The sequence below is a fragment of the Mesorhizobium sp. M0598 genome (genome assembly GCF_040320865.1).
Classification (GTDB): domain Bacteria; phylum Pseudomonadota; class Alphaproteobacteria; order Rhizobiales; family Rhizobiaceae; genus Mesorhizobium.
On sequence record NZ_JAMYQL010000008.1, the window covers coordinates 131,293 to 146,763 of the forward strand.

Consider the following 15,471-nt stretch of genomic DNA (forward strand, 5'->3'; position numbering starts at 1 on the left):
GCGTTTTTCCATGGCAGAAAATCGACAATTGCGGCTTGGCGCTTTCATGCGGCCCGTCAGCCTTCATACCGGCGCCTGGCGCTACCCGGGCGCCTATCCCGACGCCAACTTCAATTTCGCGCATCTCAAGCACTTCGCGCAAAGGCTGGAAGCGGCGAAGTTCGACGCCTTCTTCATGGCCGACCACCTGGCCGTGCTCAACATGCCGATCGAGGCGCTGCGGCGCAGCCACACGGTCACGTCCTTCGAGCCGTTCACGCTGTTGTCGGCGCTTGCCGCCGTCACCGATCGTATCGGGCTGATCGCAACCGCCTCGACGACGTTCGACGCGCCGTACCACATCGCCCGTCGTTTCGCCTCTCTCGACCATATCAGCGGCGGGCGCGCCGGCTGGAATATCGTCACCACATCCAATCCCGACGCCGCGCTGAATTTCGGCCTCGACGAGCATGTCGAGCACAACGAGCGCTATCGCCGGGCGCGGGAGTTTTATGATGTCGTCACCGGCCTGTGGGACAGTTTTGCCGACGATGCCTTCATCCGCGACGCCGAAAGCGGGCTCTATTTCGATCCGGCGAAGCTGCATGTGCTCGACCACAAGGGCGAATATCTTTCGGTGCGGGGACCGCTCAATATCGCGCGGCCGGTGCAGGGCTGGCCGGTCATCGTGCAGGCCGGCGCGTCGGAGGCCGGACGGCAGCTCGCCGCGGAAACGGCCGAGGTGATCTTCGCCGCCCATGCCGATCTCGCCTCGGGGCAGCGCTTCTTTGCCGACGTCAAGGAACGTGCGCAAAAACTTGGCCGGTCGCGCGACGACATCAAGATCCTGCCCGGCGCCTTCGTCATTGTCGGCGAGACTGTCGAGGAGGCGCAGACGAAGCGGGCCAAGCTCGACAGCCTCGTCTACTACGAGAGCGGCGTCGCCTCGCTGTCGATCGCGCTCGGCCACGACGCGTCGCGGTTCGATCCGGATTCAGTCTTGCCCGAAATCCCGGAAAGCAACGCCAGCAAGAGCGGCCGCGAGCGCGTCATCGAACTGGCGCGCAAGGAAAACCTGACCGTCAGGCAGCTTGCGCAGCGGCTGGGCGGCTATTCCGGTCTTGCCTTCGTCGGCACTTCGAAAACCATCGCCGACGAGATGGAGGAATGGCTAGTCACCGAAGGCTCGGACGGGTTCAACGTCATGTTCCCCTATCTTCCCGCCGGATTGGATGATTTCGTCGAGAAAATCGTGCCCGAATTGCAGCGGCGCGGCATTTTCAGGAGCGAATACGAAGGATCGACCCTGCGCGAAAATCTTGGCCTGAAGCGGCCGCCAAACCGGTTCTTCCAACCTGAGACGGCAGCGATCCGCAAAGCTGGTTAGAACCGGTAATGATTTTAGACCGTGGCAAGCATCCGTTCTTTTCGTTCGGTCCGAATGTCCATAGGGTCATGAGCAGCGGGCTGGCAGCCCGAAATCGTCGCGAGGGCTTTGCATCATGACCAATCCGGCCGTTGTCGGTTTCTCAGGCAATTTCACCCGGCCGTCCAAGACGCGCGGCTTCGTCGATCGTATCGTGAACGAGGTAGCCGGCAGATATGGCCTGGCCGCCAGCACGCATGACGTCGTCGACCTCGGCCCCAGCCTCGGTGGCGCCAGATGGGCGCGTGAACTGGATGCGCAAGCGGGCGATATCCTCAAGTGCGTCGTCGCGGCGGACGTGCTCGTCGTAGGCTCGCCCACCTACAAGGGCAGCTACACCGGCCTGTTCAAGCACTTCTTCGATCTTGTCGACCCAACGGCGCTCAGGGGCAAGCCGGTGGTGCTGCTGGCGACCGGCGGCGGCGACCGGCATGCGCTGATCATCGAGCACCAGCTGAGGCCGCTGTTCGGCTTCTTCGAGGCCTTTACGCTGCCGACCGCGATCTACGCTTCGGACAGGGATTTCATCGACGGCGTGCTTGCGTCCGAGACGATCCAGGCGCGCGTCGGACAGGTGCTCGAGGATATCGGTGCAGCGCTTGGCGGTCGCTCCCGCGCAGGCACCGCTGCCGAATAGCCCCTAAAAAGAAAAACCCGCCTCGGCGGCGGGTCTCGGGGCGAATCAGCACCATATCGAGATTAGTAGCATAGCTGCCGGCACAAAGCAAGAACAAAATGCAGGGATCGAGCGCGCCTTGCGCGCCCGATCCCTCAAGGCAAGCCGTCAGATGACGAACAGCCAGTTGGCGAGCAGCATCACCACGACGCCGGCGACCAGCGTCAGATAGGGCAGCATCCCCGCCTTTTTCACCGCAAGGTCGGACGAGCTCATGCCGAGATCGGCCAGCATGTGGTCGGGGAATTTGCCCTTGTCCTGGATGTAGTGCCGGAAGCAGAACACCGGGATGATCAAGGCTGCCGTGATCAGCCCGGCCCACAATGCCATCGGGTTCCACACCTTGGCGCCGGCGCCCATGAAGACCGCGTTGACATAGGCAAAGATGGCGCCGAGGCCGAGTACCCAGCTCGGCGCCTTCCATGGCCGCGCGATGTGGCCATTGTCGATGCGGTGGATCCAGCCGGCATTGAGATTAAGGAAGTTGAAGATGATGTAGCCGCAATTCGACACCGCCAGGATGAAGAAGAAGCTCGTTGCGTCGGCCGAGGCGATGGCCAGCACGATCAGGTTGAAGATCAGGTCGGTCCACATCGCCCGCGTCGGGGCGCCGTGCTCGTTGACATGGCTGAGATAGCGCGGCAGCCAGCCGTCGACCGAACCTTGATAGAGCGTGCGCGAGGAGCCGGCCATCGCCGTCATGATGCAGAGCACCAGCGCCAGGATCATCAGCATCACCAGCAGGCTGTGGATCAGCTGTCCGCCGCCGACCATGCCGGCCAGCGCATCGGCAACGCCGGAGCCGTCGACGATCGGCGTCGCCAGCATGCCGTTCAAGCCGAGCACGCCCTGGAAGGTGAACGGCACCAGGATGAACAGCAGCATGCACAACAGGCCGGAGTAGAAGATCGCCTTGAAGGTATCGGTGCCCGGGTTTTTGAACTCGGAGGTGTAGCAGACCGCGGTCTCGAAGCCGTAGGTCGACCATGCCGCGATGAACATGCCGCCGAGCACCAGCGTCCAGCCGGCGATGTTCCACGCGCCGGCCTCCGGCGCATAGGCGGCGGCGAGCGGCACCAGCGGCGAAAAATTTGCCCAGTTGATCTGGCCGGTGACGATCGGCACCACGCCGACGATGAGCATCGGGATGATCACCAGCAGGCCGATATATTTCTGCACGTTGGCCGTGCCCAGGATGCCGCGATGCTGGATCGAGAAGATGATCAGCATCAGCACCGCGCCGATGAAGAAGGTGGCGTTGAAGGTGAAGGAAACCGGGCCAAGCGTGTGACCGTAGAGCGTCCAGTTACGGATCGCCGGCGTCGCCGCCGCGGTGACCGCGGTGATGGCGTCAGCGGCGCTGGTTCCGGCATGGGCCGCAATATAGGCGGCGACTTCCGGCGAAGTGTCGGTGAACAGCGGCACCGGCGCCAGTGCGTTGAGGATATAGGCGGCGGCGATCGAGCAGCCGAGCGACAGAACCGGCGACCAGGCGAACCAGTTGCACCACACCGAAAGCGGCGCGATGAATTTCGAATAGCGCAGCCATGCGGTGGCGCCGTAGACCGAGGCGCCGCCGGATTTGTTCGGGAACAGCCCGGCGATCTCCGCATAGGTGAAGGACTGCAGGAAGCCCATGACCATGGATACGGCCCAGATCAGGAAGGCCAGTGTTCCGGTGGTGCCGGCGATGCCGCCGATCGAAAACAGGACAAGGGCCGGAACGCCGCTTGCCACCCAGAAGGCGCCGCGCCAATCGATGTTCCGGTGCAGCTGCCCTTCGGCAGGCGGCACCAAGGTGGTGACTATCGTGCTCATTTACGTGGATTCCCCATTTTTGATGTTCCCCATCGGCAACAGCCGCAATCTCGCGAGGCGTCATCGACGCTCACGTTGAACGGCCCCAGGCGTTTTCCGCTCAGTAGTATTTTTTTCTTAGCAGTGAAGATTGACCCAACGCGCTTTCACGTCAAGCGCTTTGTGACGCTGTGCACATTGCGCTTGTGAAACAGTCGAGCTTCGCTGGCGCTGCCCAAGGGTGCGGTCTGTCCTTCTCCCCTTGTGGGAGAAGGTGGCCGAGCGAAGCTCGGTCGGATGAGGGGTGTTCCAGCTTGGCAAAACCGCACTTCGTCCAGCACCCCTCAACCGTCTTGGCGCTGCGCGCCAATCCACCTTCTCCCACAAGGGGAGAAGGGAAGAACCAGGAAGCGTCGGTCAGGAGCGCGGCCTGTTCTTTTGCGGGTCGTAATGGGCGAAGGCGACGACGCGCGCCGGCAGCCGCTTGCTGTGGCCGTCGAGCTTGCCGATCTCGACCTCGGTGCCGATCGCCGAATGCGCGACGTCGAGCCTGGCCAGCGCGATGGTCTTGTTCAGCACCGGCGAGCGCATGCCGGAGGTGACGACGCCGATCTGGGCCCGGCCGACATGCACGCAATCGCCGTGGCCGACCGCGATATTGGCGTCGATGTCGAGGCCGACCAGCTTCTTCTGCGGGTTTTCCTTGCGCCGGATCAGCGCCTCGCGGCCGATGAAATCGTCGCTCTTGGTCTTCAGCGGTACGGTGAAGCCGATGCCGGCCTCGAACGGATCCGTCTGGTCGGAAAACTCGTGAGCAGCAAAGATCAGCCCGGCCTCGATGCGCACCATATCGAGCGCCTGCAGCCCCATCGGCTTCAGGCCGTGCGGCTGGCCGGCCTGCCAGATCGCGTCGAAGACCTTTTCGGCGTCGCGCGGATGGCACCAGATCTCGTAGCCGAGCTCGCCGGTGTAACCGGTGCGCGAGACAACGACCGGAATGCCGTTGCCGCCGCCGATGCGGGCAACGGCGAAACGGAACCATTCGAGTTCGTCGATCGACGGCTGCAGCGGCGAGGTCCAGATGATCTGCCGCAGGACGTCGCGGCTTTTCGGCCCCTGCACGGCAACATTGTGCATCTGGTCGGTCGACGAGCGCACCAGCACGTTGAGGCCGAGCTTTGTCGCCGTCTCGCGCAGCCATTCGCCGGATAGATCGTCGCCGCCGACCCAGCGGAAATTATCCTTGCCGAGCCTGAGCAGCGTGCCGTCGTCGATCATGCCGCCATGCTCGTAGCACATGGCGGAATAGACGACCTGGCCGACGCCGAGCTTCTTGATGTCGCGGGTCAGCGTGTATTGCAGCAGCGCCTCGGAGTCCGGCCCGGTGACCTCGAACTTGCGCAGCGGCGACAGGTCCATGATCACGGCGTCCTGCCGGCAGGCCCAGTATTCATCGATCGGGCCTTGCCTGGCGAAGGAATTGGCCAGCCAATAGCCCTTGTACTCGACGAAGTTGCGGGTGTGCTTGGCAAAGCTCGAATGAAAGGCGGTCTCGCGGGTCATTTTCGGTTCCGAATCGGGCGTCATGCGTCTGGCGATCGCTCGCGAGAATTTGTGCTGGCCGGGATAGGTTCGCACATGGATGTCGGTCAGGTTCCAGCCATTGGCCGGCGTCGTATCGTCGGGGCAGGCGGACGAGGCGCAGACGATGTCCGTGAGCGCCCTGAGTAGCACATAGTCGCCCGGCCGCGACCACGGCTCGTCCGATACCACGACGCCATGCGCGTCGATGGCCGTGTTGAAGAAGAAGTTGATCGCCATCCAGCCGGCGCGAGGCGTGACACCCTTGTCGGCCAGCGCGTGGTTGAAATTCTCCGAGCAGTTGGGATGGCCGGGATAACCGATGTCGTCGTAATATTTGGCCGCGCAGGCGAGCGCGAATGCATCGTGGCGGCCGCAAGTGTCCTGCACAACCTCGACCAGCGGCTCCATGTCCTGGTCGTAGTATTTCGAGTGCAGACCGGGCATCGGATAGCTCGAACCCATCAGCGTGCGCGTCGTCGTCACGTCGAGCGGATGATCGCGGCCCTTGTCCAGCTTGCGCGCCGAAAAGCACTGGAAGTCGGTGCATTGGCGCCCGTCGACATCGATGATCTGCAGATAGTCGCCCGCCTTGACGAAGTAGGCCTCCGCCGTCGCCGAATGGACGCGCAGGTCGAGCACGGGATCGGCCAGCGGGTCGGCAAGCCTGGATTTCGCCGCAGGGCGGATGGTGGCGCGGCGGACGATGACGCTAAGCGGCGTCGCCGTATCGTGGCCGTCGACCAGCATCGGCCCGCCGGGCGCGGCAATCAGCATCGACCCATCGCGGGCGACGGTAAAAGCCTGTTCGGTACCGGCAGGGGTGGCGCCGCCGAAAACGCGAACCGCCTTCGCCTGGTCGAGCTGCACCTGGCGCCGCTCGAGCCCCCGGCGCAAGGATGCGAGGCTGTCGTCGCCTTCGGCCAGCAGCGCCTTGATGCCGGCGGCATTGCTGTTCGATTTCTCGCCGAGAATGCCGGGATCGGTCGCGTCGCTGCTGTCCCATGCCAGCAGCTCGCAGGCCTGCCCGCCCTCGACATCGCGCACGGTGACAATGTCGCCGGCCTCGACCTCGATCAGCATCGCGCCATTGCCCTGAACCGAGTAGCGCTCCATCCCGGCCGGCAGCGTAATCTGGCCTGGCCGCAGGATCAGGCTCGGCCGGGGCGGTCCGGCGACGACGGGGTAGGGCGACTGGCTCATCTCAACCTTGGTTTCGAGAAACAAGTTTGCCTGTGTGTAAAATTATTTTAGCGGGAAGAATAGCAGGGGGATCGGGTTTGGCAAGGTGAAGGTGGCACAAGCTCCCCCTTCTCCCCTTGTGGGAGAAGGTGTCGCCGAAGGCGACGGATGAGGGGTGTCCCAGGGAACGCCAGCCTCTCACTCCGCTGGAACACCCCTCATCCGTCTCGGCGTTGCGCGCCGATCCACCTTCTCCCACAAGGGGAGAAGGGAAGACGCGCCAAGGCTATGCCAACTCCTCGTTGTGGCTGATCTCGACGCCATACTCGGCGGCAGCGTCCAGCATCGTATGCCACAGGCTTTCCGCGAAGGTGGCGAACACCAGAAGATTGAACACCGCCTGTCCGTCCGGCCGGTCATTGCCACGCCAGAGATTGATGCTGGTGTGATCGACCGAGGTCGCCGCAGCGGTGCCGGCCGGGAACGCCGCGGGGTGCAGGTCTAGCGACGACAGTTTGGCCAGCATCGCGCGCGCCTTTTCTCCGGAAACGCTGATCAGCGCGCGGGCATGCGACTGGTCGGACAACGAGGCGGATTGCGCAAACGCCTGGCTCAGCGGTTCGCTCGGGTGCTTGCCGCCATTGGACAGGACCAGGAACTGATCCGGTCCCGACCAGATCAGCGTAGCGTCGGGAGTTTGGGTCGCCTTGGGCGTTTCCGGGGCGGCAACGCCGAAGCGGGTTTCGGCGGCCTTCCCCAGTTCTGCCGCTTTGCCGCGCCGCGCCATCACCTGGATCAGGTCGAAATTGCGGATCTCGGTGAGCGATACGCCGGCCGCCGTGCCGCGCGCGCCATAGGCGCCGACAACAAGCGCTTTCTCCAGCGGACTGCGGGCAATCCAGGAAAACTCAGCCACGCTGGCGCCCTCCATCCGGATCGTAGAAGACGGGACTGCACAGCTCGACGTCGTAGTCTTCGCCGCGCAGCGGGTCATGCGCATGGACGATTTCGCCGATGCGCTCGCGCCCGCGCTCAACCAGTGCCAACCCAATCCACTGGTCGAGCGTCGGCGAGAAGCAGACCGAGGTGACGTAGCCCTGGTCGTTATCGGGACCGGGCGTCTCGCCCTTCGGGATGATATGCGCGCCGGAACGCAGGCGGCGCGTCTTGTCGACCGGCTTGATGCCGACCACGACCTGGCGGTCCGGCGCAATCAGCGCCTCGCGCCCGGCCATGACGCGGCCGATGAAATCTTTCTTGCTGGACATCATCTTGCCCAACCCGAGGTCGGCGGCGGTCGTCGTGCCGTTCAGCTCCGGGCCGGCGACATGGCCCTTTTCGATGCGCATGACGCCGAGCGCCTCGGTACCGTAGGGCGTAACGCCGAACGGCTTGCCGGCCAGCATCAAATTGCGCACCAGCGCCTCGCCATAGCGGGCGGGAACCGAAATCTCGAACGCCATTTCGCCCGAAAACGAGATGCGGAACAGCCGCGCCTTGATGCCACCGCGAAGCGCGACTTCCCGCGCCCCCATGAACGGAAAACCTTCGTTCGACAAATCCTCGGACGGAGCGACGATTTCCCGGAGCAGGTCACGGGTCTTCGGCCCGGCGATCGAGAATTGCGCCCACTGGTCCGAGACGGATGTCAGCTGAACGTCGAATTCGGGGAACAGCACCTGCCGGCAGAATTCGAGATGCTGCATCACCAGCCCGGCCTTGGCGGTGGTGGTGGTCAGGAAATAGTGGTCCTCGGCCAGCCGTGACGTCGTGCCGTCGTCATAGACGATGCCGTCCTCGCGCAGCATCAGCCCGTAGCGGGCTTTGCCGACGGCGAGACTGGAGAAGGTGTTGATGTAGACGCGGTCGAGAAAGGCGCCGGCATCCGGGCCGTGCACGTCGATCTTGCCGAGCGTCGAGACATCGCAGAAGCCGACGCCGGAGCGCACCGCCTTGACCTCGCGGGTGACCGATTCCAGCCAGTCCTTTTCGCCGGCGCGCGGATACCATTGCGCGCGCTTCCACAGGCCGGTGTCGACGAAGATCGCGCCCTGTTCGGCCGCCCAGTGATGCGATGGCGTCAGCCGCGTCGCATGGAAATTCTCGTCACGGTGATGGCCGGCGAAGGCGCCGATGGCGACCGGCACATAGGGCGGGCGGTAGATCGTCGTGCCGGTTTCGGGGATCGATTTGCCGCTGATTGCCGCCATGATGGCGAGACCGGCGACGTTCGAGGTCTTGCCCTGGTCGGTGGCCATGCCGAGCGTCGTATAGCGCTTGAGATGCTCGACCGATTCGAAACCTTCGCGCTGCGCCAGTTCGATGTCGGACGCGGTCACGTCATGCTGGTAATCGACGAAGGCTTTCCCTTTGCCGGCCACATACCAAAGCGGCGTCAGCGAAAACGCCTCGCTGTCGGCGACCGGCGATGTGCCGGCATTGCCGCTGCGTCCAGCACTCTGCGCTGCCGCAGCACCCGCGGCAAAGCCCTGGCGCAGGCAGTCGCCCAGCCCGAAGGCGCCGTTGGCGGCGCCGGCGGCCACCATGCCGGGCGGCGCACCATCCGGCACGAAGGCTGCGATATCGTCCTGCCATTTCGGCCGGCCGCGATGATAGGAGGTCAGCCCGACCGCCGGATTCCAGCCGCCGGACACGGCAAGCCCGTCGGCTTCGACTTCCGCCCGTGCGCCGCCGGTCAGCGCCACCACGATTTTCCGGACCCCGTCCTTGCCGCCTTCGACGCCGCTGACCGAGCCGTTGAGCACGGCAAAGCCGCCTTTGGCGGCAAGCGCGCGATGCGCGGCGGAGACGTCCGGGCGCGCATCGACGACCGCCGCGATCTGCAAACCGGCGCCAAGCGCGGGCTCGACCGTGCGCCAGCCATCCTCATTGTTGGTGAACAGCGCGATCCTCTTGGCAGGGGTAACCGCGTAGCGCGCGACATAGGTCCGCATAGCCGAAGCCATCATCACGCCCGGCGTGTCGTTACCGGCAAAGACGATCGGCCGCTCGATGGCGCCGGCGGCGACGACGCAGCGCTTGGCCACGATCCGCCACAGCCGCTGGCGCACCTGGTGCTCGGGCGGCGAGGGCAGGTGGTCGTTGACCCGCTCGATGGCGCCATAGGTGCCGCCATCATAGACGCCGAACAATGTCGTGCGGGTCATGATGCGGACATCGGGCAGTGCGGCAAGTTCGGCCAGCGTGCGCGTAATCCATTCGGCCGCCGGCGCGCCGTCGATCATGCCGCCGTCGGCGAGCAGACGGCCGCCAAGCGCAAAATCTTCCTCGCACAGGATGACGCGGGCGCCGCCGCGCCCGGCCGCCAGTGCCGCAGCCAGCCCGGCCGGGCCGGACCCGGCAATCAGCACGTCGCAATGCGCCCACGCCTTGTCGTAATGGTCGGGATCGGCGACGCCTGCAGCGCGGCCGAGGCCGGCGGCGCGGCGAATCGTTGGCTCGTAGATCGTTTCCCAGAATTTCGCCGGCCACATGAAGGTCTTGTAGTAGAAGCCGGCGACGAAGATCGGCGCGAACAGCTGATTGACCGCCATCAGATCGTGGCGCAGCGACGGCCAGCGGTTCTGGCTGGCGGCTTCGAGCCCGTCATAGAGTTCGGCCGTGGTCGCCTTGGTGTTCGGCTCGCGCCGCGCTCCGCTGCGCAGTTCGACCAGCGCGTTGGGCTCCTCCGAACCAGCGGTCAGGATGCCGCGCGGTCGATGGTATTTGAAAGAGCGGCCGACCAGCTTGACGCCATTAGCGATCAGCGCCGAGGCCAGCGTGTCGCCTTGGAAGCCGGCAAAGCTCTTGCCGTCGAAGCGGAAGGCCAGCGGCGCGGCGCGATCGATGAGACCGCCGCTCTCCAGCCGATGTATCTGCGCGGAGCCAACCATCAGGCGCCAACCTTGGCGGCACCAACGCCGGCCGCCGGCTCGACGGAGGAAATCTCATGCCTCAGCGTGTTGCGGGCGACCTTCAGCCAGGCCCGGCAGCCGCCGCCATGGTACCAGTATTCGCTCATCGGCCCGGCGATGTTGTCGCGCAGATAGACGTAGTCGAAGACCTCGTCTTCGGTGGCGCCGGCCGCCGGACGCACCGGCTTGGCGTCGCCCAGATAGGTGAACTCGCCGAGTTCGCGTTCGCCGCAGAAGGGACAGACAATGCGCATGCTTCTTCAGCCAGCCTTCAATGCAGGTTCGGTTGGGCGCCCTGGCCCTTTTCGTCGATCATCGCACCTCGCCGGAAGCGGTCGAGACGAAAGCGGGCAGCCTCCTTGTGCGGCTCGTCGCGCGCCAGCAGATGAGCAAAGACCAGGCCGGAGCCGGGCGTCGCCTTGAAGCCGCCATAGCACCAGCCGGCGTTGAGATAGAGCCCGTCGACCGGTGTTTTGTCGATGATCGGCGAGCCGTCCATCGACATGTCCATGATGCCGCCCCACTGACGCAGAAGCCGTATCCGGCCGATCATCGGCATCAGCGCCATGCCGCCTTCGCAGACGTCTTCCATGACAGGCAGATTGCCGCGCTGGGCGTAGGAATTGTAGCCGTCTATATCGCCGCCGAAGACCAGGCCGCCCTTGTCGGACTGGCTGACGTAGAAATGGCCGGCGCCGAACGTCATGACATTGGGGATCAGCGGCTTGATCGCCTCGGAGACGAAGGCCTGCAGCACATGGCTTTCGATCGGCAGCCGCATGCCGGCCATCGCCGCGACGCGCGACGAGGAGCCGGCGACCGCCATGCCGACCTTGGCCGCGCCGATCCTGCCGCGGCTCGTCTCGACGCCGGTCACCTTGCCGCTTCCATCGCGGACAAAGCCGGTCACCTCGCAGTTCTGGATGATGTCGACGCCGAGCGCGCTCGCCGCATGCGCATAGCCCCAGACCACGGCGTCGTGGCGCGCCGTGCCGCCGCGCCGCTGCAAAAGCCCGCCTTGCACTGGAAAGCGCGCATCGTCGAAGTTCAGGAACGGCATCATCTTCCTGACCGCCGCCAGATCGAGCAGTTCGGCATCGATGCCGTTGATGCGCATGGTGTTGCCGCGCCGCGCATAGGCGTCGCGCTGCGCGTCGGAATGGTAGAGGTTGATGACGCCGCGCTGGCTGACCATGGTGTTGTAGTTTAGGTCCTGCTCCATCCGCTCCCACAGCTTCATCGACAGCTCGTAGAAGCCGGTATTGCCGGGCAGCCCGTAATTGGAGCGGATGATGGTGGTGTTGCGGCCGGCATTGCCGGAGCCGATCCAGCCCTTTTCCAGCACGGCGACATTCCTGATGCCGTATTCGCTGGCGAGGAACCATGCCGTCGCCAGGCCATGGCCGCCGCCGCCGATGATCACCACGTCGTAGTGGCTCTTTGGGCTGGCGTCGCGCCAAGTGCGCTGCCAGTTCTTATGGCCGGAAAATGCCGCCCGGGCGAGGGAGAAGATCGAGTATTTCATGAACCTGTTTCGCGCCGGCGTGCAACAATTCCGGATCAGATGTCGAGCGTGTGGTCGCGCTCCCACTGGGTGAAGTGGGAAGCATAGGAATTCCATTCCTGCTGCTTGAGCTTTAGATAGGCCGACGAGAATTCCTCACCCAGCGCCGCCTTGAGCGATTTGTCGTTGTCGAACTCGCGCAACGCGTCGAGCAGGTTGAGCGGCAGCTTCGGCGCCCCTTCGACCGTATGGCCGAACTGGTACATGTCGATGTCGTAGCGCCGGCCGGGATCGGCCTTCGAGCGGATACCGTCGAGCCCGGCGGCGATGATCACCGCCTGCAGCAGATACGGGTTCGCCGCGCCGTCGGGCAGGCGCAGCTCGAAGCGGCCGGGGCCGGGTACGCGCACCATGTGGGTGCGGTTGTTGCCCGTCCAGGTCACCGTGTTCGGCGCCCAGGTGGCGCCGGAGATGGTGCGCGGTGCGTTGATGCGCTTGTAGGAATTGACCGTCGGGTTGGTGATGGCGGCAAGCGCGGACGCATGTTTCATGATGCCGCCGAGGAAATTCCTGCCCTTGGCCGACAGGCCGAGCTCCATCGCAATATCGGCAAAGACATTGGTCTTGCCGTCTTTGTCCCACACCGAGATATGCGCATGGCAGCCATTGCCGGTCAGGCCCTGGAAGGGTTTAGGCATGAAGGTTGCGCGCAGGCCGTGCTTTTCGGCGACCGATTTCACCATGAATTTGAAGAAGGAATGCTTGTCGGCGGTCGCCAGCGCATCGTCGAAGGCCCAGTTCATCTCGAACTGGCCGTTGGCGTCCTCGTGGTCGTTCTGGTAGGCGCCCCAGCCGAGCGCCAGCATGTGGTCGCAGATCTCGGCGATCACATCGTAGCGGCGCATCACCGCCTGCTGGTCGTAGCAGGGCTTCGACGCCGTGTCGTATTCGTCGGAAATCGTCTTGCCATCCGGCGAGATCAGGAAGAATTCGGCCTCGACGCCGGTCTTGATGTGCATGCCGTCGCCGGCCGCCTCCGCGATCAACCGCTTCAGCGTGTTGCGCGGCGCCTGCTCGACCGATTTGTCGTCCATGATGCAGTTGGCGGCGACCCAGGCGACCTCCGGCTTCCAAGGCAACTGGATCACCGAGGCCGGATCCGGCACCGCCAGCATGTCGGGATGCGCCGGCGTCAGGTCGAGCCAGGTGGCAAAGCCGGCAAAGCCGGCACCGTCCCGCTGCATGTCGGCGATCGCCTGCGCCGGCACCAGCTTGGCGCGTTGCCCACCGAACAGGTCGGTGTAGGATATCATGAAATATTTGACGCCCTTCTCCTTGGCGAAGGCGGCGAGATCGTTCCCCATTATAGTTCCTCGCTTACTGGCATTTGGTTTGTTTTAGAAGCCGTTCTTGCCCGGTATCCAGTTGGTGCCGGCCAGCGGCACGCCGGCCATGGCGGCGGCTTCGATCGTCAAGGCGACAAGATCCTCGGGCTCGAGATTGTGCAGGCTGTTCTTGCCGCAGGCGCGTGCGATTGTCTGAGCCTCAAGTGTCATCACCTTAAGATAATTCGCCAGCCGCCGTCCGGCCGCAATCGGATCGACCCGTTTCATTAGCTCGGGATCCTGCGTGGTGATGCCGGCCGGGTCGCGACCCTCGTGCCAGTCGTCATAGGCGCCGGCGGTGGTGCCGAGCTCGTTGTATTCCGCCTCCCAGCGCGGGTCGTTGTCGCCGAGCGCGACAAGCGCTGCCGTGCCGATCGACACCGCGTCGACGCCCAGCGCCAGCGCCTTGGCGACGTCGGCCCCGTTGCGTATGCCGCCTGAGACGATCAGCTGCACCTTGCGGTGCATGCCGAGATCCTGCAGCGCCTGCACCGCCGGCCTGATACAGGCAAGCGTCGGCTGGCCGACATTTTCAATGAACACTTCCTGGGTCGCCGCAGTGCCGCCCTGCATGCCGTCGACGACGACGACATCGGCGCCCGATTTCACCGCAAGCGCGGTATCGTAATAGGGCCGCGCGCCGCCGACCTTGACGTAGATCGGCTTTTCCCAGTCGGTGATTTCGCGCAGTTCGAGGATCTTGATCTCGAGGTCGTCCGGCCCGGTCCAGTCGGGGTGGCGCGAGGCCGAGCGCTGGTCGATGCCTTTCGGCAGCGTGCGCATTTCGGCGACGCGGTCGGAGATCTTCTGGCCGAGCAGCATGCCGCCGCCGCCTGGCTTGGCGCCCTGGCCGACGACAACCTCGATCGCGTCGGCACGGCGCAGATCGCGCGGGTTCATGCCGTAGCGCGACGGCAGATACTGGTAGACCAGCGTCTTCGAATGGCCGCGCTCTTCCTCGGTCATGCCGCCGTCGCCGGTGGTCGTCGAGGTGCCCGACAGCGTCGCGCCACGGCCGAGCGCTTCCTTCGCCGGGCCGGACAGCGAGCCGAAGCTCATGCCGGCAATGGTGATCGGGATTTTCAATTCGATCGGTTTTTTCGCATAGCGCGAGCCGAGCACGACGCTGGTGTCGCAGCGCTCGCGATAGCCTTCGAGCGGATAGCGCGAGATCGAAGCACCGAGGAACAGAAGGTCGTCGAAATGCGGCAGCTTGCGCTTGGCGCCGGCGCCGCGGATGTCATAGATGCCGGTCGCCGCGGCGCGGCGGATCTCGGAAAGCGTGTAGTCGTCGAAGGTCGCGGATTTGCGCGGCGTCGTCGGCGGGTTGCGATAGGTCATTGAGCCTCAATACGCGTCGGCGTTGTCGATATTGAAATTGTAGAGGGTACGAGCCGAGCCGTAGCGCTTGAACTCCGCCGCCTTGACGCCGGTCACGCCGGCGCGGTCGAGCAAGCCTTGCAGCAATTCGAGATGCTCGGGCCGCATCTCCTTGGCGATGCAGTCGGCGCCGAGGCTTTCGACCTTGCCGCGCACGAAAAGCCGCGCCTCGTAAATGGAATCGCCGAGCGCATCGCCGGCGTCGCCTAGCACCACGAGGTTGCCGGACTGCGCCATGAAGGCCGACATGTGGCCGATATTGCCATGGACGACGATGTCGATGCCTTTCATCGAGATGCCGCAGCGCGACGACGCGTTGCCTTCGATGACGAGCAACCCGCCCCGGCCGGTGGCGCCGGCGTACTGGCTGGCATCGCCTTTGACGACGATCTGGCCGGACATCATGTTCTCGCCGACGCCGGGCCCGGCCGAGCCATGCACGGTGATGGTGCCGCCGTCGTTCATGCCGCCGCAATAATAGCCGACGCTGCCGCGCACATCGATGGCGACCGGCTGGTCGACGCCGACAGCGACCGAATGGCTGCCTCGCGGGTGGAGCACCTCCCAGGCGGTCTCGTTCGAACCGGGCGCCAGATCGTGCAGCGCCTGGTTGAACTCGCGCAGCGACATTTCGGCCAGGTCGAAGA

Annotated in this window: 11 protein-coding genes; 2 read left to right on the plus strand and 9 right to left on the minus strand. The window is 64.7% G+C overall.

The window, feature by feature from the left end; all coding sequences use genetic code 11:
* The first annotated feature begins 10 nt into the window (after positions 1-10).
* Positions 11-1,366: an LLM class flavin-dependent oxidoreductase gene (locus NKI59_RS13305; RefSeq protein WP_023675994.1), complete on the plus strand. Its 1,356-nt coding sequence runs from the start codon at positions 11-13 to the stop codon at positions 1,364-1,366.
* A 115-nt stretch (positions 1,367-1,481) separates the two neighbouring features.
* The gene (msuE, locus tag NKI59_RS13310; protein ID WP_023675993.1) at positions 1,482-2,042 is read left to right on the plus strand and encodes an FMN reductase; all 561 of its coding nucleotides are present in this window, start codon (positions 1,482-1,484) and stop codon (positions 2,040-2,042) included.
* 147 nt (positions 2,043-2,189) lie between these two features.
* On the opposite strand, the gene NKI59_RS13315 is transcribed toward msuE, so the two are convergent.
* The 9 genes from NKI59_RS13315 to NKI59_RS13355 all read right to left on the minus strand — a co-directional run bounded on the left by NKI59_RS13315 (position 2,190) and on the right by NKI59_RS13355 (position 15,454).
* Complete coding sequence (locus NKI59_RS13315; protein WP_023675992.1) at positions 2,190-3,899, minus strand: trimethylamine N-oxide permease; 1,710 nt, start codon at positions 3,897-3,899, stop codon at positions 2,190-2,192.
* A gap of 396 nt (positions 3,900-4,295) precedes the next feature.
* Positions 4,296-6,662, minus strand: a complete 2,367-nt coding sequence (locus tag NKI59_RS13320) for a trimethylamine N-oxide demethylase (protein ID WP_352704671.1) — start codon at positions 6,660-6,662, stop codon at positions 4,296-4,298.
* Between the two features lie 265 nt (positions 6,663-6,927).
* On the minus strand, positions 6,928-7,557 hold the full coding sequence (locus NKI59_RS13325; RefSeq protein WP_023675990.1) for a sarcosine oxidase subunit gamma: 630 nt from the start codon (positions 7,555-7,557) through the stop codon (positions 6,928-6,930).
* A complete protein-coding gene (locus NKI59_RS13330; protein WP_352645630.1) occupies positions 7,550-10,534 on the minus strand; it encodes a sarcosine oxidase subunit alpha in 2,985 nt (994 codons plus the stop codon). The genes NKI59_RS13325 and NKI59_RS13330 overlap by 8 nt, the downstream gene beginning before the upstream one ends.
* Positions 10,534-10,809: a sarcosine oxidase subunit delta gene (locus tag NKI59_RS13335; protein ID WP_023673981.1), complete on the minus strand. Its 276-nt coding sequence runs from the start codon at positions 10,807-10,809 to the stop codon at positions 10,534-10,536. Before NKI59_RS13335 ends, NKI59_RS13330 begins: the two co-directional genes overlap by 1 nt.
* 17 nt (positions 10,810-10,826) lie before the next feature.
* Positions 10,827-12,080, minus strand: a complete 1,254-nt coding sequence (locus NKI59_RS13340) for a sarcosine oxidase subunit beta family protein (protein ID WP_023673982.1) — start codon at positions 12,078-12,080, stop codon at positions 10,827-10,829.
* Between the two features lie 35 nt (positions 12,081-12,115).
* Positions 12,116-13,423, minus strand: a complete 1,308-nt coding sequence (gene glnT, locus NKI59_RS13345; protein ID WP_352704673.1) for a type III glutamate--ammonia ligase — start codon at positions 13,421-13,423, stop codon at positions 12,116-12,118.
* A 33-nt stretch (positions 13,424-13,456) separates the two neighbouring features.
* Positions 13,457-14,785 carry an FMN-binding glutamate synthase family protein gene (locus NKI59_RS13350; RefSeq protein WP_023673984.1) on the minus strand — a complete coding sequence of 443 codons (1,329 nt, stop codon included), beginning with the start codon at positions 14,783-14,785 and terminating at the stop codon, positions 13,457-13,459.
* Positions 14,786-14,791: 6 nt separating this feature from the next.
* On the minus strand, positions 14,792-15,454 hold the full coding sequence (locus NKI59_RS13355) for a GltB/FmdC/FwdC-like GXGXG domain-containing protein (protein WP_352704727.1): 663 nt from the start codon (positions 15,452-15,454) through the stop codon (positions 14,792-14,794).
* Between the last annotated feature and the right edge of the window lie 17 nt (positions 15,455-15,471).

What these genes read in the sequence shown, in the direction of transcription:
- NKI59_RS13305 (WP_023675994.1), top strand. Translation starts at nt 11, where the DNA reads ATGGCAGAAAATCGACAATTGCGGCTTGGCGCTTTCATGCGGCCCGTC.
- msuE (WP_023675993.1), top strand. Translation starts at nt 1,482, where the DNA reads ATGACCAATCCGGCCGTTGTCGGTTTCTCAGGCAATTTCACCCGGCCG.
- NKI59_RS13315 (WP_023675992.1), bottom strand. Translation starts at nt 3,899, where the DNA reads ATGAGCACGATAGTCACCACCTTGGTGCCGCCTGCCGAAGGGCAGCTG.
- NKI59_RS13320 (WP_352704671.1), bottom strand. Translation starts at nt 6,662, where the DNA reads ATGAGCCAGTCGCCCTACCCCGTCGTCGCCGGACCGCCCCGGCCGAGC.
- NKI59_RS13330 (WP_352645630.1), bottom strand. Translation starts at nt 10,534, where the DNA reads ATGGTTGGCTCCGCGCAGATACATCGGCTGGAGAGCGGCGGTCTCATC.
- NKI59_RS13335 (WP_023673981.1), bottom strand. Translation starts at nt 10,809, where the DNA reads ATGCGCATTGTCTGTCCCTTCTGCGGCGAACGCGAACTCGGCGAGTTC.
- NKI59_RS13340 (WP_023673982.1), bottom strand. Translation starts at nt 12,080, where the DNA reads ATGAAATACTCGATCTTCTCCCTCGCCCGGGCGGCATTTTCCGGCCAT.
- glnT (WP_352704673.1), bottom strand. Translation starts at nt 13,423, where the DNA reads ATGGGGAACGATCTCGCCGCCTTCGCCAAGGAGAAGGGCGTCAAATAT.
- NKI59_RS13350 (WP_023673984.1), bottom strand. Translation starts at nt 14,785, where the DNA reads ATGACCTATCGCAACCCGCCGACGACGCCGCGCAAATCCGCGACCTTC.
- NKI59_RS13355 (WP_352704727.1), bottom strand. Translation starts at nt 15,454, where the DNA reads ATGTCGCTGCGCGAGTTCAACCAGGCGCTGCACGATCTGGCGCCCGGT.